Below are 18,399 nucleotides of genomic sequence, written 5' to 3'. Positions count from 1 at the left end.
TGACTAAAGGAGAAGGAGAACCTCTTGGGGTGGCTCTAGGCTGAGGCCTAAAACCCCTTGGGCGTGGCCACCGTTGACGGCAATTTCAATGAAGCCGTGGCTGCCCACTAAACTCAGTAATTCTCCCACGGGGACAGTACTGTAGGATCTGTGACCACCGGGAATCGTCGGTTTATTACTCTGACCATTGCTCTGATCCGTGATCTGAATCTGCCATTGGCGGACATTTTCGACACAGTCTCCAGGAATTGTCGTGATTAAATTGCCAAAGTGATCCACCCCTTGCAGCCACCCCCGCCATCCCCTGGGCAGCGATTCATAGTCCAGGTAGGGCAGTTGAATCAGACTCGATGGGGCGATCGCCGGCCCTAACCTGTGAAGGGCGCACTCTCGAGCCAGATGGGCCGCCATCGGCGCAAAAATATCCCGGCCGTGGAACGTTCCACTAATAGTATCTCCGTACCAATAATCCCGGCAGGTTAATTCAACGGCACTCACCGGATCAATGATGCTCAAAACCGACGTAAATACCCCATTATCCGGGCCCACCAGATAACTTGACGGTTGACCTAACTGGGTCGGGGCAGGATTTTTCTGGGGCTTGACCCTCTGATACTCTAGGGCAATGGCGCGGCGATCGCCCCCCACTCCTGGATCCACCACGACTACATGAATTGTTCCGGCGGGAAAATGGGGCAGGGCCTGCAAAAGCTGAAAACTGGCTTGACGGCAATCCTGGGGCGGAATCCCATGGCTTAAATCTATGATCTGTTCCTGGGGAGCAATCTGGGCAATCACGCCCTTCATCACACCGACATACACATCCGTCAGACCAAAGTCCGTCAGCAGCGTAATCACCCTGGATAGATCCGCAACCGTCGGTTGGGTTCTTCGCCAAAGCTAGAGGAGTTCAGTTGATAATGCTCAATCAATTCATGCTGCATCCGCCGAATATTGGCAGATCGGGGCAAGAGTTCCACGGCCTGGCGTTTGGGAATGACAATTTGCTCTACGGCCAAACGGGCCTCCTCTAGGGCTTCGAGTTCATCATCCTGACCCGTGGGCGCAAATAGGGAGAGATCCGCACTCTCTGCCGGACTGGGTTCTTCGATACCTAAAAGATGCCGTAACCCCCGCACAATCTGGGCCATGCTATTGGTTTTAATGGCATGGATGGGTAAATGGTGAATATGGGCCAAATGCCGCAGTTTGGATTGACTTTTCAGGTGCGATCGCAGGGCTAAAATCACATCCGCATGATCAATGTCCTTGGTAATCACGACGGGTAATTTCAAGGTGTGAATCGCCTGTTCCAAATGATGCCGACTGACCGCATAGGGATAAATATGCAGGGGCAGTTCTTCGCCATTGGGGCCCATGTCTAGGTTGGGCATGGCCATATCTAAGAGATTTTGGAAATCCGCCCGATCGGGACTAGGAGGTGGGGCGATCGCCGTTGGGGACATCGCCGCTGGGGATATTGTAGGTAACATCCGCCCCGAATCCCGCCAATTGTTCCTAAAGGGGGCAGGCTTAAACTCCGAGGGAAGGGGATGGGGGGTAATGGGTTCCGAATGGGTGATGATCACGGCTCCATTTTCATCGACGGAGCGAGTTTGGGGGGTGGGAGCCCGGCCCCGCAATAGCATATCCACACTTTCCGCCACCTGATCATGGATCACCCAGCGTTGCCGCTCCAACATTTCCACAGCAATATCAAACGTGGGTGGGGCTTTCCGCTCTAGGACACTTTTTTGGGTTCCCCGCCGCCGCGCCTCATCATCCCCCAAGGTGACGGATTGAATACCCCCCACTAAATCCGCGAGGGTGGGATTTTTAATTAAGTTATCAATTTGGTTGCCATGGGCGGTGCCAATTAACTGTACGCCCCGTTCGGCAATGGTGCGGGCCGCCAAGGCCTCTAGTTCTGTGCCAATTTCATCAATGACAATCACCTGGGGCATATGGTTTTCCACCGCCTCAATCATCACTTGGTGTTGGTTTTCCGGATGGGCCACCTGCATCCGCCGCGCTCGACCGATCGCTGGGTGGGGAATATCCCCATCACCGGCAATTTCGTTAGAGGTATCAATAATGACTACCCGTTTACCAAAATCATCCGCTAGAACCCGGGCAATTTCCCGCAGAGCCGTGGTTTTACCGACTCCTGGGCGACCCAAGAGCAAAATGGATTGACCACTCTCCACTAAATCCCGAATCAGGCCAATGGTGCCAAAGACCGCTCGCCCCACCCGGCAGGTGAGGCCAATAATATCCCCCTGGCGATTGCGAATGGCACTAATCCGGTGCAGGGTGCGTTCTATGCCCGCCCGATTGTCGCCACTAAACTGGCCCACCCGCTGCACACAATAATGGATCATTTCTCGGGTGACTGGCAGTTCCGATAAATACTCGGTGCTATGAATAAATCGTGCTTCCGGCGATCGCCCCAGGTCTAAAACAATTTCCAGTAGTTCTTCCCGCTGGGGATGATGGGTGAGGGATTGCCCAAGATTGGGGGGCAGCATCGCTAGGAGTTGGTAGAGATTGTCTGTAACTTGGCGTTGTCCGGCAGTGAGTTCAACCATAGAGAGGGGGGTAATGCTTTAATTTGGCTAACGAGGGTGGCAGCTTGGGACACGGCTTGGCGCAGGAGCGACGGTGATTGATGCCACTGGGAGCTTTGGGCATGGAATGGAGCAAGGAGAGTGCGGGCATAACTACCGTAGGCAACTCCAGCGATCGCCGGTTGGACTAGTCCCTGATCCGCAGGGGAGATCAATAACCCCATTGCCCTGAGTTTAGCAACCGTATGGCCATTTGTCCCCCCCGCCAACTGCACAAATCCTGGTAAATTTCCCTGGAGAACCTTTTGCCCCAGTTGAATGGCGGCCCGGGTCGTGCCATCGCCAATATCCCCACTCATGGGCCGGCCATCGGTTTGCCAAATTAGAGCGCCCTGGAGGGGCCCAATCAAATCCGCAATCCAATGTAAATAATCCAGAAGATATTCGCCATCGGGACAGCTAATGGCTAAGACCTGTAAATGACTTTGCCAGGGGGCAACCTGTTGCCAAAGGGTGGAAAATTCACGCTGGCGATCGGGGCGGGTGTGGATCTCTAGGGCCTGCACCTGACCGGAATGGATCAAGGGTGCCAATCGTTCTAAACTCGCCGGTTGGGCATAGGTCTGAATCTGTTGAATCGGACAGATGGGTAAACAGCGGCCACAGCCATAGCAACGGTAATCAAGCACACCTTGGCTCGGAGCCTCAAATTCAATCGGTTCCTTAAATTCAATGGCGGCGGCCGGACAAATCGACACACAGGGCCGGGGACAGTCGGGGGGACAGTTCTCAGGGTTAAACCAGGCTTTGCGAAAATGGGGGTCTTCGCCATCATTGATACTCACCATCAACAATGGCCGCGGCTGAGACGGACACAGGGCGATCGCCCGATCCATACCCTCTTGGGCTGCCTGAATCACCGCTGGATCTGCGGCCACATCAATACAGTCCGCTCCGGCCAGGGTGTAGGCCAGGGCCAGATTATATACCTGTGGCAAATCCTGGAAACTGGCCCCCGTAATCAACTTGAACCAGGATTTTTGGGTGAGGGAGGCAAGGGGAGAGGACTGAACAGGCATGGGAGTGATAAAAGGAGTGATGATTGATAATTTATTAATAATTAAAGTGATAAAAAATTAGGGTTAATGGATACCCTCAGTCAATGGGGTGCGATCGCAGGGCCGGAATCAAATAATTTGTTAACCGCCAAGCATTGACCCCCAGGACGGTATTTTCTTGGGCTGCTAAACATCCCGCCTGGGAGTGCCACCAGGTTGCCGCTAGGGTTGCCGACAGAGGCTCCATTTGGCTCCATAACCCGGCCAGTAAACCCGTGAGTACATCCCCACTGCCTCCCCTGGCTAGGGCTGGCGTACTTTCAGGATTAATCCAGATCTGACCCGTGGGGTTGGCGATCGCCGTGCGGGCCCCCTTGAGCAAAATCATTGCTCCGGTTTCCTGGGCCGCCTGACGAGCTGCGAGGGGACGGTTTGCTCCTTGGATCAGGGAAGGGAAGAGGCGGCTAAACTCACCGCCATGGGGGGTCAATAGGGTGGGTGCTTTACGGTGAACTAATTGGCTGAGGCGATCGCCCTGGGCTAAAAGATTTAAGCCATCGGCATCCAGGGCAAGGGGGCAGGAACTATCTAAGAGTTGATCCACCACCGCAGGGGTTTCAGTGGTCAGGCCCGGCCCACAGCCAATCCCTTGGAAACGTCCCAGATCCAAATCCCCAGGTAATTGGGCAATGGCTCCATTTTTCGTTTCAGGACAGCCAATCACTAGGGCATCCGGGACTTGGCCAAGGATGAGGGGTTTGAGATGGTGGGGCACGGCCACCGACAGCATCCCCACCCCCGTCTCCCGGGCCGCCAGGGCCGCCAATAAAATACTGCCGCCATAGGTTGCGGAGCCACCCACAAGTAAACTGTGGCCCTGACGATATTTATGGGTCGATGGGGATCGCCGCAGGGGTAAGGTTTGCCATAGAGCCGGGGTTAAACATTGCACAGGGGGGCGATCGCCCAGAATCGCCGTAATATCCTTGGCGGGTAAACCAATATCGATCAATTCCAGCTTGCCAATTACATCTAGGGCGTGATCCTGCATTAACCCCAATTTCCGCAGGCCGAGGCAAAGGGTATGGTCAGCTTTAATGGCACCACCTAAAACCGTGCCGCGATCGCTGTCCAATCCGGAGGGAATATCAATACTGATCACCGCTTTTTGCCAGCGATTCAACTGACTCACCGATTCCAATACCTCGCCGGTGAGGGGACGCTCTAGGCCAAAACCAAACAAACCATCAATGATGCCTTGGCAGTGCCCTAGGTCGTTTATATCTGGGCTGACAGGAATCCCTAGGGACTGGGCATAGCGCAAATGATCGGCGGTGAGGGGTTTGGCTCGTCGAAAGGGATGCCAGAGGATCACCCCATAGCCCCGTAACATCAATTCCCGGGCAACGACGAGGGCATCACCACCATTATGGCCTGGCCCCACCAACACACCCAATTGGGGATAACGGTTCTGGGGCCATAGCTCTTGGATGCGTTGACTGAGTAATTGGCCCACCTTTTCCATGAGCGCGGCGATCGGCATTCCCGCCCGGAACACCCGCCCCTCAATTTGGCGCATTTCCTCTGTGGTGACAATGTAGGGAGGCAGGTCGTAGGGGTAAGGATCAGAGGGATAGACAGGCATGAATGATGGAGGAGAAAAAATTAGCTAGGGGAAGATTTACCTTGAATCGGAATATAGCGGGCCGCAAGGCCACCGCCAATAAAGCCAAACAGGTGGCCCTGCCAAGAAACCCCTGGCACAATGGGTAGCACCCCCCAGATAATGCTGCCGTAGCCAATCAGGGCAATGACAGAGAAAAATAAGGCTAACCAACTGCGCTCAAAAAATCCTCGCAATAGTAAAAACCCTAAATAGCCAAAAATCAGGCCACTGGCCCCGACCGTGACGGTATTTGGGGCAGAAAAGAGCCATACCCCTAACCCGCTCACCACCATCGTAATGATACTTACCTGCAAAAACATGGCAATGCCTCGCAGCAGCACCCACCACCCTAGGATAAGAAACGGCAGGGTATTGGCGATTAAATGGGCAAAGTCCACATGGAGAAAGGGGGAAAACACAATTCCCATCAGGCCGGGAATGGAGCGGGGAACGATACCAAAGTAATTGAGTCGATTGCCAAAAAGAAACTGGTTAATAATTTCCAGTACCCACATGAATCCCACCAAGCCAAACATGATTTGACCATGGGTTTTCAGTTCACTGGCGATCGCTTGAACCTGCGCCTTCATGGCCTCATCGCTTGGGAGCTAAAAACATAATCATATTCCGGCCCTCGTGCTTGGGAGCCTGCTGCACCTCTGCCACGGCCTGTAAATCATTGGCCATGCGCTTAAGCAGTTCTTCGGCTAAGTGGGAATGCTGAATTTCGCGACCGCGAAAGGTAATAGTTGCCTTCACCTTGTCGCCGGATTTCAGGAACCGCTCTGCCTGATTGACCCGAACATTGTAGTCATGGTCTTCGATCTTGTAGCGCATCTTCACCTCTTTTACGTCAGAGGTATGCTGCTTCTTGCGGGCCTCTCGCGCCTTCTTTTCCTGCTCGAATTTAAATTTACCGTAATTAATGATGCGACAGACCGGGGGATCCGCCTTGTCACTGACGAGCACCAAGTCTAGATCCTTGTCACGGGCGATCGTCAAAGCCTCAGCGGGGGGCATAATCCCCAATTGGGTACCATCGGTATCGACAACACGGACGCGGGGAAACCGAATCCGCTCATTGATCATGGGTTGGTCTTGTTGGTTTTTTTTCGTTAGAGCCACAGGTGTTGATACAATTTAGTTTAAGAAATACAGATTAATCATAGGACAAACAACAAGCAGGTAGTAGGAATTCTACTCTAAGAGAATTCTATGCTAAGAATTTTGTCACCTAATGATTAACCTGAGGCCATTTTGACATACTCTCCCTGGGTAAAGCCAGAAAATTTCAACCAGAACAACGTTAATTCTTGTCTACCTTGGGATTGAAGGGCATATTTGCGGCAGGTTGGCTCGATTCTTGGCCAAACTGGATCAGGTTTTCGCTGATTTCTTGAATAATGCCTAAAATACTAAACACATCGAGGACGACCTCTAGGGGATAGGCTCGGAAAAATCGTTGCGATCGCAGGAACTGTAATTTTTGTTCTAGGTCTTGTAATCCCTGGGTCAGGGCCGCGCTATCCGGTGGCATTTCAGTGGCTTGGTCTAAACTTTGGCTGCCTAGGTGAACTAATGCGCCCAATTCTGGCTCCATCCCTTGAAACATGGCCTGAATGGATGGGGGACTGCTTTGCTCTGACTCGTCGGCTGACCATAGCTCACAGTGAATGGCCTCAAAAGAGAATAAACTACTTAAAAATGAAAACTGATAATTCTCATAAATGTTCCAAAACCGCCGTTTTTGAGCGAGGCCCAGGGCTTGAACCGGTTCTAGGGTAGCCATGGTCTTGAGTTGGAGTTGCTGGCGATAACTTTGACGAACGGCATTAATGAGGGCTTCTAGGTCAGGATTTGCCCCTTGGGTTTGGCATTGTTGGACGACCTGGCCATAGAGTTGCCCCAGTCGCTGAAAATTGGCCTTGATTTCCTGATCCAGATGGCGGGCGGAGGTGTCAGGCCAAAGACATAGCCCCACCAAAAGGGCAATACCAATCCCCAATTCCGTTTCTAAAAAGCGGCCCCAAATATACGGCTCTGGCTGGGAAGGATAGACCATCAGGGCAAGAATGAGTAAAAATGCGCCTGGTTTATGGCCCTGGGGCATTCCCAGGAAATTCATGGACACAATTAACAGGGTGACTCCCAGACCAATACTGAGGGGCGTGGCTCCCAGGGTATAAATGAGTGTGTGGGCAATAACTGCCCCTAAAAAGGTACCCACAGTACGCTGCCAGGCGGAACGGAGACTATTCCCCAGGGTGGATTGCAGACAAATCACCACGGCGATCGTGGCATAGTAGCCAAAGGGTAAATTTGCCGACTCAATAATAAAAAGAGTCAGACCAAGGGCAACCATGCCTTTAAGGATATGCTTTAGGCGGTTGTAATACAGGGGGGTCGGGAGACTGATCTCTTTGAAATGGGGTTGGGGGGCTAAATTAAGTTGGGTTAGTTGGGGTTCGGGCTGAAAGGCTTGGGCAAGTAGGGTTAAATCTCGATGGATACGACTGAGACTATTGAGGGTTGCGTAGGTATGAACCACATCTTCGAGTTCGTAGGCTTGGTTTTTTCCCTGGCGGCGTCGCTGGTTTCGTCGCTGGTTAAGGTCTTGATAGAGAATTTCTAGGGCCTGTTGGGTTGGGGTGGTCTCGAGGACCGGAGGCTCGGAGGTGGCGATCGCCTCGGTGAGTTGGTTAAATTCTGGGATCAGGCCTTGGCCCAATCTTTCCATGGGGGCGATAAATTCAGAAAGGATGGGTTTATTCTGAATGAGGGGCACTAAACGGGCCAGGGATCGCAGGTGTCGCCGCAGTCGTCGCACTAGGGTTAAACGGGTACTCCAGTTTTCCTGGGCCAGTTGCCAGCCGGCAATCCCATAAATGGATTTATCTAAAAGGGTATCGGCTTGGCGCAGTTGATTAGAAATGGCCTGAAATTGTCGATCTTCAATATCTTCTAGTGTTTTAGGCCCCTCTAGTATTCCCGTACCTGTTGAATCGATTGAACCTGCACGGGAGTCCATGGTTGGCGGGGGGGAGACGTACAACCGATGCAGTAGCCGCTCTAGGGTATGTCCTAATTCCGCTAACACCGTTGTCACTTGATGTCGCAGGGTAAGCTGGGGGCGATCGGGCCAAATCAATAGGGTGATTAAAATACCGATGAGGATACCAATGCCATTATCAAACACCCGATTTAGGGCATAGTTCCAGGGATCTTTGCCTATTTCGGAGCTAGAGGCAATCAGCACCGCCACGACGATCGCCTGATTTTGCAAGGCCGATAGTTTTAAGCTTTGACATATGATCATTACGGCTAAAAAAGCAACCATGCCGCTGATGGGATTTAAGCCTAGCAGGGAAATACTTAGGGCCGCAAAAATACCCCCTAATATGCTCCCCCCCAGTCGTCCCCAACCCGCCTTGAGGGTTTCCCCCACATTGGTCGAGAGCATCGTTGCCACCAGGCCCATGACGGGATACTCGACGGATTGAAGATTGGACTGCCAGAAGACCGTCGCTAAAAGAGCCGCCGCCAGTCCCACTTTAATGGCGTGTTTCCAGGGAATCAGGGGCCATTGACGGCTAATATACTCCTGTAGCTTCACCGCTGTTTACTGCCAAGAATAAATACGATGGGGTTGCCACGGTTGGGCTTCCAAATGCTCGAGGTACTTTAGACGACCGTGGTGTCGTTCTAGGGTGATGGGTAAACTCATCATTGGATCGGTGCCTGGAGCAATCAAGCATTCGAGTTCCACTACCCCTGGGCTTTGTTGAATCTGGGCTAATATCTGGGCGATCGCCCGTAGATAGGGATGTTCTGGGTCTTGGTACCAATCAGGAGCCGCTAAATTGGGCTGATCCAACCCCAGGTGAAAAATTAAATCTGCCTGGGTAAAAATAGCCTGTGCCACGGGCCGGGCCTCTTCTTGGAGTAACAGATGCTCTATGTCGGCCCAATGCCGTAGTTTTTCTAATCGTTCGTAGCGATCGCCGACTGTGAGCGGAGTGGATTGCCAGCGAATGGCCACGGTGATTAGATAGGTTTGTAGGAGCAGATGGCCTAGCTTTTCTGCCTTGGTTGCCAAATAGTCCGAATTGTAGGGAGTCGCTTCAATGAGTAGGGGAACCCGATCCACCATTTCTAAACCATAGCCCTTCAAGCCAGCAATTTTACGGGGATTATTCGTGATGAGGCGAATATAGCGCACCCCCAAATCATTTAAGATTTGTGCCCCTACGCCATAGTTCCGTAGATCTGCCGGAAACCCTAAATGCTCGTTGGCTTCCACTGTATCCATGCCCATGTCTTGGAGGGAATAAGCCCGTAATTTGTTCACGAGGCCGATGCCGCGGCCCTCCTGGCGTAAATAGACCACAACACCTTGCCCCGCATTATGAATCATTTTCAGGGCGGCTTGGAGTTGCATGCGACAATCACAGCGGAGGGAGCCTAGGGCATCCCCCGTCAAGCATTCAGAATGCACTCGCACTAATATGGGTTGTTGACTAAACTCCTCTAGGTTCCCCTTGACAATGGCAATGTGCTCCGACTGATCAAGCTGGTTTCGGTAGCCATAGATTTGAAACTGGCCAAACTCCGTGGGTAGGGCCGCCACCGCTTCCCGATAGATAAATCGCTCGTGCTGAAGCCGGTAGCTAATCAGATCCGCAATACTTATAATCTTCAGTTGGTGGGTTTGGGCGTAGTCAATCAGTTCCGGTAACCGCGCCATGGAGCCGTCGGCATTTTGAATTTCACAAATGACCCCCGCTGGGTATAACCCCGCCAACCGAGCTAAATCCACCGCCGCTTCCGTATGACCGGCTCGCTTGAGGACTCCCCCTTGCCGCGATCGCAACGGAAAAATATGGCCGGGGCGACGCAGATCCGTGGGCTTGGTTTGCGGATCTAGGGCCACTTGAATGGTACGGGCCCGATCCTCAGCGGAAATTCCGGTACTGACACCTACGTGGGGCCCGGCATCGACACTGACGGTAAAGGCGGTCTGGTTACTATCGGTGTTACTCGTTACCATGAGGGGCAGGTCTAATTCATCGAGGCGATCGCCCTCCATGGCCAAACAAATGAGGCCGCGGGCATTCACCGCCATAAAATTAATCATTTGTGGGGTTGTAAACTGAGCCGCTCCAATTAAATCCCCCTCATTCTCTCGGCTCTCATCATCCACGACCACAATCACCTGGCCTTGCTTGAGGGCTTCTAAGGCCGACTCAATGGTATTAAAGGTAAACTCACTACTACGAGAAGAAATCACCGCGTTTGTCGAATCCCGTAAAATTTCTTAACACTTTCTCATTTAATTTTAGCGTTTCTGGGGATTTGATTCGCTGTTTCCTGGGCTGTTTCGATTTCTGCTAGTGTACACTGTTGGCAACAACTCGATGGCAAGCAGCAGGGGACAATGGATCAAAAAATTTCAGTGGCCATTCTTGGCGCATCCGGGTATGGTGGCATTCAACTTGTGCGCCTTTTACTGGAGCACCCCGCTGTGGATATTACCTATTTGGGGGGAGAGGGTAGCGCGGGTCGTCCCTATACGGAACTGTATCCCCATTTACAGGATCGGGTCTCCTTGGTGGTGGAGCCAGTGGATGTTGAGGCGATCGCCCAGAAAAGTAAGGTGGTTTTTCTTTCGTTACCCAATGGGTTGGCCATGGATCTAGCCCCCGCCCTACTGGAGCGAGGGTGTCGCGTTTTAGATCTCTCTGCGGATTATCGCTTTACTAACTTGAAAACCTATACCCTCTGGTATAACAAAGAGCGTCAGGATCAGGATATTGCCGCTAAAGCAGTCTACGGCTTACCGGAACTCTACCGAGATCGCCTCCAGGGTGCTGATTTGGTGGGCTGTCCCGGCTGCTACCCCACCGCCAGTCTGTTGGCCCTTTCTCCCCTCCTCAAGCAGGGATTAATTGTGCCCGAAACCGCCATTATTGATGCTAAGTCGGGAACCTCTGGGGGGGGGCGGCAGGCAAAGGTGAATCTACTTTTGGCGGAAGCCGATGGCTCCTTGGGGGCTTACAATGTGGCTCGCCATCGTCATACCCCAGAAATTGAACAAATTTGTAGTGATCTGGCGGGTCAACCCGTCCAAGTCCAATTTACGCCCCATCTGATTCCAATGCCCCGCGGAATTTTAGCCACGGTCTATGCGACACTGCGGGACCCCGGTCTGGTGCGGGATGATTTAATTACCATTTATCAAGCCTTTTACCGCCATTCCCCCTGGGTGAAGATTTTACCTTCGGGAATTTATCCGCAAACGAAGTGGGCCTGTGGTACGAATTCCTGCTACATCGGCATTGAGGTGGATGAGCGTACCGGCCGCGTCATTGTCATGTCTGCCATTGATAATTTGCTAAAGGGTCAGGCTGGCCAGGCGGTGCAGTGCCTGAACCTAATGATGGGTTGGCCGGAAACCCTGGGTTTGCCCCAGTTGGCGTTCTACCCGTAACGTAAGTTATCCTTTTTGGCGAAATGTGGCTAGGCTAAGGCTGCTGCCCGCTAGTCCGACGATAATGCCTATTCCGGTTAATCCAAGCAGAAACCCAAGGCCCGCCAGGGACTGTTCCCCAAGAATGCCGAGCAATAATTGGGGGAGTTGTTGTTGATACCGTAGCCAACCCACCACCGACTGCTCTAGGACGCGAATGGTTCCCCAGGCCAAAATGCCGCCGCTTCCCCCTAAAATTGCCCCTTGAAGAATAAAGGGCAAATGAATCCACTGCGGTGTGGCCCCCACCAGCTCCATAATTTCAATTTCGGGGCGGCGCACCATCACTAATAGGCGCAAAATGGTGGCAATCATGGCGATCGCCGTCAGGGCTAAAATACTGATAATTCCTAAGCCAAAGATCTGTAAGCTCCGGCTCAGCCGCTGCATACTTGCCAGGGCCCGATCCAAGTAATGCACCGAATCCACCTCAGGGAGCTGGGCGATCGCCTGGGCCACCTCAGGAACAGTTTCACTGGTTTTAGCCCGCAGCTTAAGTTCATCCACCAGGGGATTGTCCTGGACACCGGGGAGGGGGTCTTGACTAGGATCAATGCCTAAATCCACTAAAAGCTCAGTCCAGGCGCGATCTCGGCCGATCATCGTGACCTCGGCAATATCCGGAATTTGGGCTGCCTGTTGCTCCACCTGGGCCATATCCGCATCAGGTTTAAGGTAGGCGGTGACCTCTAGGCGACTTCCCAATTGATCCAGGGAGGTATCCAAACGTTGGGAGATATGCAAACCGAGGCCAAAGAAAAACAGGGCCACGGTGACAGCCAAAATAGCCGCTATATTCAGCCAGCCCCCCCGCACCAGACCCATGCGAGTTTCTTGGGCTAAATAGAGAAGGCTTCCCCAGGCTAGGGAGAAATGGGGGAATGGTAGGGATCGGGATGACATGAGTTCCTAGTGGGTGGCTAAGGGACGTAATTTACCCTGATCTAATTGCAGAACTCGATGCTTAAATAAACGGGTTAATTCCAGATCATGGGTAGTGACTAATACGGTTAGTCCGCGTTGGTTCAATTCATGCAAAATACGCAAGACCTGAATGGCATTCTGCCGATCTAAATTGCCGGTGGGTTCATCCGCCAATAGTAAGAGGGGGCCGCCGACAATGGCCCGGGCAATGCTCACCCGCTGTTGTTCTCCCCCGGATAAACTAGGGGGACGCATATCGGTTTTGTCCGCTAAACGAACCAGTTTGAGGGCACTTTTGACCCGTGACATAATGTCTGACGGCGCTTCTCCCCGTACCTGTAGAACAAAGGCAACATTTTCGGCAACGGTGCGATCGCCCAGGAGCTTATAGTCTTGGAAAATAATACCTAAACGCCGTCGCAATAGGGCTAACTGCCGTCCCCCTAGGGATTGAACGTCTTGACCCACCACGGAAACCGATCCGGAATCGGGCCGCTCAGCCCCATAGAGGAGTTTCAGGAGGGTGGATTTCCCAGAACCGGAGGGCCCCGTCAAAAAAACAAAATCTCCGGATTGGAGCGTGAAGCTTACCTGATCTAAACAATGATGTTGCCCAGCATACCCCTTAGATACCTGGGTCAATTGGGCAATCATTGGCTTCGAGGGGGGCGAAGCAACTTTGTTGGGGGCGATCGGCTCCGGGGCGACCTGGCTCATGGCGATACCTCATGGGCCCAGAAAAATCGACTTTTGACCGCACGCCAAGCAAACTTTGGCAATGCCAACATCCGCCGCCAGCGCCAAGGCTCTTGATAGAGGCGATAGAGCCACTCTAGATGATTATCCCGTAGCCAACGGGGTGCCCGATTCTTGTTCCCGGCCCAAATATCCAAACTACCACCAACCCCAATCCAAATGGCTTCTGGGCAGAGATGACGATTGGCAGCAATCCAATATTCCTGACGGGGCACGCCTAGGGCAACCAATATCAGGGCTGGCTGTAAATCCGCTAGGGTGGCCTTCAACTGTGCCTCATCCTCGGGGCCATGGTAGCCGCAATGGGTTCCCAATATATTCAGGTTGGCTAAGGTTTTCTGCCAATATTGGGCCGCTTCCTCGGCAATTCCGGGGCCCCCCCCATAGAAAAAGACTCCCAGGGATGGATAGTCCGTTGCAATTTTATGGAGGAGGGACTCTGCTAACTCGATCCCCGGTAGCCGCTCACTGGATATGCCATGGAGCCATAGATAAAATGTCACCCCCGACCCATCGGGAATAACTAGTTCCGCCTCTTGAATCACCCCGGCTAATTCAGGTACGTTCTGGGCCAGCATAATCATTTCCGCATTTAAGGTAATGACGTGGCAACCTTGGTGTTGCGCTTGGGTTGCCAATAGCCAACTGGGTGCATCTCCATGGAGATGGAGGGGTAAGCCCCAAATAGAAACCTGTTGGGGGACAGCGGGAGTGAGTGAGTTTTGAACAGTCAATGATTGTATCCTCAGCATCGTATCAGGGTAGACTGGCCAATCTTAGGGGCTGGAACTTCAGGGGACATGAACGGTAGTTTTCACTAAGTATAAATGGCTTGGTTCAACCATTCCATGCATGAAAACGCATTTCTATATCACGTTACTGCCTAGGGCGCATTAATTGCCAGTGTTTTTCTGCAATTTTTAGGGCCTCTAGGGGAGTGTTTTGCTCCATTAAGACTGATTCTAGGGCGCGGCCAAGGTTTTCTGAAAAACGGGCATAGCCAGGAAAGAGGGGGCGCGATCGCGCGGTGGGCATTTGATCTAAAAAAACTTGAATGACCGGATTCTCGGTTAAAAAGGCTTGATACCGAGGATTTTCCAGGGAATGGATATTGGCAGGAAGATAGCCGGTACCCAGGGCCCAATCCGTTTGAAAGGTTTCGCTGAGGACATAATCGGCAAAAAGGAGGGCGGCGGTTTCCTTTTCTGGAGTTGACTTAAAGATAAATAAATTTTCCCCCCCCAATGCCGTAGCGGCAGCGCGATCGCCCTGGGCTGGATCCTGGGGGATGGGCATGACACCAAAATCAATCCCGGATTGGTTTAACTGAGCTAAAGTCCAGGGGCCCGTAATCTGCATGGCGACCCGGCTATTGATAAAATTGTCGAGTTCATAGCCCCGCTCCGGTAGGGAACGAATGGCTACTCCTGTGGAAATTAGGTTTTGCCAAAATTCCATCGCTGCGATCGCCGCTGGTGTATCTAAATGGGCTGTTGCCGCTGTTGCCCCCAAATTTCCGCCCGCAGTCCATAAAAAAGGCAGCCAGGTAAAGACGGCAAAATCCCCCTGCCCTAGGGCCAACAAAATGCCATGGCGGTTTGTCCGTTGATGCTCCGTCGTGGTTAAGGCTTGGGCCGTAGCTTGTAGGTCTGGCCAGGTATTAGGAAGCTGAGTAACTCCCGCGGCCTCAAATAGACTGGGACGATAGAATATTCCTAAATTATTCGCCGCAAAGGGAACGGACCAAATATGGTCATCGTAGGTCATGGTTTCCGCGAGGGACGGGGTAATTTCAGTTCGCCGGGGCGTTGTTGCCCACCAATCATCCAGAGATCGCAGAGCACCCAGATTAACCAATTGGCCAGTCACGGTGGGATTGTACCAGAGCAAGTCGGGGGGAGAATTTCCGACCACGGCGGCCAGGATTTTCGGCAGTTGTTGATCCGGCTGACCCACATAGAGGCTATTGACGTGAATCTGGGGATGCTCTTGATTAAAGCGATCGACTAATTGCTGTAATACTTGACGATTGGGCGGTGGATTAACCCCTTGCCAAAGGGTGAGTTCAATACGATTGACATCCTGGTTAGCAGAACAATTGACCAAAAATAGGCAGAGAATAATGCAGGCTAAAGATTTAACCAGGGTAAATGGGAATCGAGACCACTGCTGCAATACCATTTATATGCCGTTCATTTACATTGCAGTCCCTGGTGGTGGCCAATCAGGGTCAGAGGACTTTTGTTCTTCTACAGATTCCTGGGGTGATTCCGATAGTATATTTTCGATGAAAGATGGTTCTGAGAAGTCATCACTGGTAACTGTTGGCTCCAACTTACCTTCCCCTTCGTCATCGGATTGCTCAGGAATATCATCCAATATATCCGCAGCATTAAAAACCTCTTCTGGTGAGTCAATGGCTTTATGTTCCATCTCTCCCCCATCTTCTAAGGGGTTGGCAGGAGCAGTTTCAAGGGATTCTGGGGATTCCGTCGTTTCTAGAGTTTCAGGGGACTGCTCGGCTTCACCTACGGACGTGACTTCATCGATCGCCGGAACGGGATCAAGGTCTGATAATGGCTCTGGCTTTGCTGTAGCTATCTCAGATGTCGTTTCAGGTGTTGGTTCAGGACTGGGTTCGCTGGCTGTAACCGTTGAAGATTCTGGGGCGGATTCTGGTTCAGTTCCCCACGCATCAGCGTCTAAGCTAGGGGAAGAAGTCACATCCAGGGCGGGTTCAGCTTTACTAGGGCTGTCATCCTTTTGGGTTGGGGTGACGTTTTTATCCTTATCCCTTTTTTGGAACTGACCCTTAATTTTTTCGAGATCAATACTGCCTAGGAATTCGGCGATTTTTCCGGCTACTTTGGGCGTATCCCCATCACTGTCGGATTTTGATCCCGGTAACGCAGACTTTAGCTTGCTCCAGAGGGTTCGAGCTTTTTGAGTGTCGGTGCGATCGCCCTCATGGGTGAGTTGCCAGCGGTATTGCAGGGTCTGCCAGCCAAACCAAAGCAACAACACCACTGCCGCTGTTTCCCCCAGAAGTAGGCCACCTCGGATGCGATCGCCATAGACCCATAGGGTTAGGGCAAAAAATAATCCGGCTCCACTGCTGACCAGATCAAACTTACGGTAGAGTTCTGGCAGAAAGAAGGCAGACAAATACAGCCCTAAGCTGGCGATCGCAACACTCCAGGCAAGCAACTCAGTCAGCATTCCTATTCCTCTTCGCGACGGCAATCTGACACCCCCAAGGGGGATTAACCTTTACCTTACACTGAGGTGAAATTCCATCAACGAGATTTTAATCTTCTCCGCTCATTAGGCCCTAGCTATATACCCCATCTATACTCCGTTGCGGGCTAGGGTTAGCCAAGGAAAGTGGATTATGCACGTTGACGCCATCGACTAAAGAGAGCTATGAAAATCCGTCACTCGCACGGTCTGATGTCTGCCGCTAAACTCTGGCTAAAATTACTCAAGGTGGCAGATATAAATTTTTCTACAAAATAAAACGAGTCAGTGAACTGCTAAAATTTTAGTCCGCTCCTTGTAGCCAATTTCTTCGCCTATGGCCCTTTCCGTTAATGAAATAGAACCATTAATTTGCCAAATCGATCGCCTAGGGCAGCCCACCAGTTCCCGTTATGGGCGATTAGTTTCCTGGCAAAGCTTTCCTAATCCCGTGTGGCACTATGGTGTCGGCCTATCGGATACCCATATTTTTGATACGGGCCGGATACTCCGTCCTGTCGAGCATCCTTGGGCCCAACCCGTCACGGGCGTGGATGACATTGCTGTTGCCCCCGATCAGGCGATCGCCCGCTTAAAAATGTCCCTTACGGTATTTGCCGACTGGGATTATAATTTAATCGCTTGGAACTGTGAGCATTACAGCCGCCTAATTACCACCGATCGCCCCCGCTGTTATCAAAGTCGTTTTTTGTGGTGGCTGGCAAACCTAACCCCGGAGGGGGATCACAAAACTGCCCAGAGGCTTTTGTCCCGTTCTCTACAAAACGATTAAAAAGAGGAGTTGACCACGGATGAGTGAAGCCACACCTGTCATTGTTGTTGGGGCCGCAGGCAAAATGGGCCGGGAAGTGGTCAAAGCTGTCCATGGCGCGGCGGATCTCACCCTCTACGGTGCTGTGGATCGCCACCCTGCCGTGCAAGGGTTAGACATTGGGGACGTGGCGGGCATCGGTAGTATCGAGGTCGGCATCCATCCCCAGCTTCAGGATATTTGCGTTGCGATCGCCCAGGAAAAAAAAACAGCGGTAATGGTGGATTTTACCCATCCGGAATCGGTCTATGAAAATGTGCGGATGGCGATCGCCTACGGCATTTACCCGGTTGTGGGAACCACGGGCCTGAGTCCGAGCCAACTCAATGACCTAACGGAGTTTGCCGATAAGGCCACCATGGGCGGTGTGATTGCCCCTAACTTTTCCATTGGTATGATTTTGCTGCAACAGGCGGCCATTCGCGCCAGTCAGTATTTTGATCATGTGGAAATCATTGAGCTACACCACAACCAAAAAGCCGATGCTCCCAGTGGTACGGCCATCCAAACCGCCCAGCTTTTGGCAGAATTGGGCAAAACCTACAACCCTGCTCAGGTGAAGGAGTCCGAACATTTAGCTGGGGCGCGGGGGGCCCTCACCGATGAAAATATTCGCATTCACAGTGTCCGTTTACCGGGACTCATTGCCCATCAAGAAGTAATTTTTGGTGCCCCCGGCCAAATTTATACCCTACGCCACGACACCAGCGATCGCAGTTGTTATATGCCTGGAGTTTTACTAGCCATTCGCAAAGTCACTCAATTACAACGCCTAGTGTATGGCCTAGAAAAAATTCTCTAGATGGTTTCGCGCCTAGAATGGCTGGAAATAT

At 52.1% G+C, this 18,399-nt stretch carries 16 protein-coding genes; 3 read left to right on the top strand and 13 right to left on the bottom strand.

Annotation, left to right across the window (positions count from 1 at the left end; all coding sequences use genetic code 11):
• Positions 1–3: 3 nt before the first annotated feature.
• The 8 genes from L3556_RS15440 to ribBA all read right to left on the bottom strand — a co-directional run bounded on the left by L3556_RS15440 (position 4) and on the right by ribBA (position 10,578).
• Positions 4–858 (bottom strand): SAM hydrolase/SAM-dependent halogenase family protein, encoded by an 855-nt coding sequence (locus tag L3556_RS15440; protein WP_277868226.1) that lies wholly within the window; start codon positions 856–858, stop codon positions 4–6.
• Positions 855–2,588 (bottom strand): R3H domain-containing nucleic acid-binding protein, encoded by a 1,734-nt coding sequence (locus L3556_RS15435; protein WP_277868225.1) that lies wholly within the window; start codon positions 2,586–2,588, stop codon positions 855–857. The genes L3556_RS15440 and L3556_RS15435 overlap by 4 nt, the downstream gene beginning before the upstream one ends.
• Positions 2,531–3,646 carry a circadian clock protein LdpA gene (gene ldpA, locus L3556_RS15430; RefSeq protein WP_277868224.1) on the bottom strand — a complete coding sequence of 372 codons (1,116 nt, stop codon included), beginning with the start codon at positions 3,644–3,646 and terminating at the stop codon, positions 2,531–2,533. The genes L3556_RS15435 and ldpA overlap by 58 nt, the downstream gene beginning before the upstream one ends.
• A 76-nt stretch (positions 3,647–3,722) precedes the next feature.
• A complete protein-coding gene (locus L3556_RS15425; protein ID WP_277868223.1) occupies positions 3,723–5,270 on the bottom strand; it encodes an NAD(P)H-hydrate dehydratase in 1,548 nt (515 codons plus the stop codon).
• Between the two features lie 20 nt (positions 5,271–5,290).
• Positions 5,291–5,881, bottom strand: a complete 591-nt coding sequence (locus L3556_RS15420; protein ID WP_277868222.1) for a rhomboid family intramembrane serine protease — start codon at positions 5,879–5,881, stop codon at positions 5,291–5,293.
• Between the two features lie 4 nt (positions 5,882–5,885).
• On the bottom strand, positions 5,886–6,380 hold the full coding sequence (gene infC / locus L3556_RS15415) for a translation initiation factor IF-3 (protein ID WP_277868380.1): 495 nt from the start codon (positions 6,378–6,380) through the stop codon (positions 5,886–5,888).
• Positions 6,381–6,597: 217 nt separating this feature from the next.
• Positions 6,598–8,904, bottom strand: a complete 2,307-nt coding sequence (locus tag L3556_RS15410; RefSeq protein ID WP_277868221.1) for an FUSC family protein — start codon at positions 8,902–8,904, stop codon at positions 6,598–6,600.
• 6 nt (positions 8,905–8,910) lie between these two features.
• Positions 8,911–10,578, bottom strand: coding sequence for a bifunctional 3,4-dihydroxy-2-butanone-4-phosphate synthase/GTP cyclohydrolase II (ribBA, locus tag L3556_RS15405; RefSeq protein WP_277868220.1), 1,668 nt, complete (start codon positions 10,576–10,578; stop codon positions 8,911–8,913).
• 147 nt (positions 10,579–10,725) lie between these two features.
• Between ribBA and argC the strand changes: the two genes are divergently transcribed.
• Positions 10,726–11,778 carry an N-acetyl-gamma-glutamyl-phosphate reductase gene (gene argC / locus L3556_RS15400; RefSeq protein ID WP_277868219.1) on the top strand — a complete coding sequence of 351 codons (1,053 nt, stop codon included), beginning with the start codon at positions 10,726–10,728 and terminating at the stop codon, positions 11,776–11,778.
• A 6-nt stretch (positions 11,779–11,784) separates the two neighbouring features.
• Here the strand turns inward: argC and L3556_RS15395 are convergent, their stop codons facing one another.
• The 5 genes from L3556_RS15395 to L3556_RS15375 form a co-directional block, all read right to left on the bottom strand.
• Positions 11,785–12,720, bottom strand: coding sequence for a cell division protein FtsX (locus L3556_RS15395; RefSeq protein ID WP_277868218.1), 936 nt, complete (start codon positions 12,718–12,720; stop codon positions 11,785–11,787).
• Positions 12,721–12,726: 6 nt separating this feature from the next.
• Positions 12,727–13,458: a cell division ATP-binding protein FtsE gene (gene ftsE, locus L3556_RS15390; protein WP_277868217.1), complete on the bottom strand. Its 732-nt coding sequence runs from the start codon at positions 13,456–13,458 to the stop codon at positions 12,727–12,729.
• Positions 13,455–14,231, bottom strand: coding sequence for a WecB/TagA/CpsF family glycosyltransferase (locus tag L3556_RS15385; RefSeq protein WP_338405765.1), 777 nt, complete (start codon positions 14,229–14,231; stop codon positions 13,455–13,457). The genes ftsE and L3556_RS15385 overlap by 4 nt, the downstream gene beginning before the upstream one ends.
• A 142-nt stretch (positions 14,232–14,373) precedes the next feature.
• Positions 14,374–15,678: an ABC transporter substrate-binding protein gene (locus L3556_RS15380; RefSeq protein WP_277868215.1), complete on the bottom strand. Its 1,305-nt coding sequence runs from the start codon at positions 15,676–15,678 to the stop codon at positions 14,374–14,376.
• 15 nt (positions 15,679–15,693) lie between these two features.
• Positions 15,694–16,716 (bottom strand): Ycf66 family protein, encoded by a 1,023-nt coding sequence (locus L3556_RS15375; RefSeq protein ID WP_277868214.1) that lies wholly within the window; start codon positions 16,714–16,716, stop codon positions 15,694–15,696.
• 355 nt (positions 16,717–17,071) lie between these two features.
• On the opposite strand from L3556_RS15375, the gene L3556_RS15370 reads away from it, so the two are divergent.
• Together L3556_RS15370 and dapB are read left to right on the top strand one after the other, a co-directional pair.
• A complete protein-coding gene (locus L3556_RS15370; protein WP_277868213.1) occupies positions 17,072–17,527 on the top strand; it encodes a hypothetical protein in 456 nt (151 codons plus the stop codon).
• A 19-nt stretch (positions 17,528–17,546) separates the two neighbouring features.
• Positions 17,547–18,368 (top strand): 4-hydroxy-tetrahydrodipicolinate reductase, encoded by an 822-nt coding sequence (gene dapB / locus L3556_RS15365; RefSeq protein ID WP_277868212.1) that lies wholly within the window; start codon positions 17,547–17,549, stop codon positions 18,366–18,368.
• The last annotated feature ends 31 nt before the right edge of the window (positions 18,369–18,399 follow it).

Origin of the sequence: Candidatus Synechococcus calcipolaris G9, assembly GCF_029582805.1 — a bacterium.
GTDB classification, from domain to species: Bacteria; Cyanobacteriota; Cyanobacteriia; order Thermosynechococcales; family Thermosynechococcaceae; genus Synechococcus_F; species Synechococcus_F calcipolaris.
The sequence above is the reverse complement of the archived record's forward strand: the minus strand, read 5'-3'. Positions and strand labels throughout refer to the sequence as shown.

Excerpts from the sequence above, each read along its gene's own strand:
- L3556_RS15425 (WP_277868223.1), bottom strand. The coding sequence starts at position 5,270 with ATGCCTGTCTATCCCTCTGATCCTTACCCCTACGACCTGCCTCCCTAC.
- L3556_RS15370 (WP_277868213.1), top strand. The coding sequence starts at position 17,072 with ATGGCCCTTTCCGTTAATGAAATAGAACCATTAATTTGCCAAATCGAT.
- L3556_RS15420 (WP_277868222.1), bottom strand. The coding sequence starts at position 5,881 with ATGAAGGCGCAGGTTCAAGCGATCGCCAGTGAACTGAAAACCCATGGT.
- ftsE (WP_277868217.1), bottom strand. The coding sequence starts at position 13,458 with ATGAGCCAGGTCGCCCCGGAGCCGATCGCCCCCAACAAAGTTGCTTCG.
- L3556_RS15375 (WP_277868214.1), bottom strand. The coding sequence starts at position 16,716 with ATGCTGACTGAGTTGCTTGCCTGGAGTGTTGCGATCGCCAGCTTAGGG.
- ldpA (WP_277868224.1), bottom strand. The coding sequence starts at position 3,646 with ATGCCTGTTCAGTCCTCTCCCCTTGCCTCCCTCACCCAAAAATCCTGG.
- argC (WP_277868219.1), top strand. The coding sequence starts at position 10,726 with ATGGATCAAAAAATTTCAGTGGCCATTCTTGGCGCATCCGGGTATGGT.
- L3556_RS15395 (WP_277868218.1), bottom strand. The coding sequence starts at position 12,720 with ATGTCATCCCGATCCCTACCATTCCCCCATTTCTCCCTAGCCTGGGGA.
- infC (WP_277868380.1), bottom strand. The coding sequence starts at position 6,380 with ATGATCAATGAGCGGATTCGGTTTCCCCGCGTCCGTGTTGTCGATACC.
- L3556_RS15380 (WP_277868215.1), bottom strand. The coding sequence starts at position 15,678 with ATGGTATTGCAGCAGTGGTCTCGATTCCCATTTACCCTGGTTAAATCT.
- dapB (WP_277868212.1), top strand. The coding sequence starts at position 17,547 with ATGAGTGAAGCCACACCTGTCATTGTTGTTGGGGCCGCAGGCAAAATG.
- L3556_RS15435 (WP_277868225.1), bottom strand. The coding sequence starts at position 2,588 with ATGGTTGAACTCACTGCCGGACAACGCCAAGTTACAGACAATCTCTAC.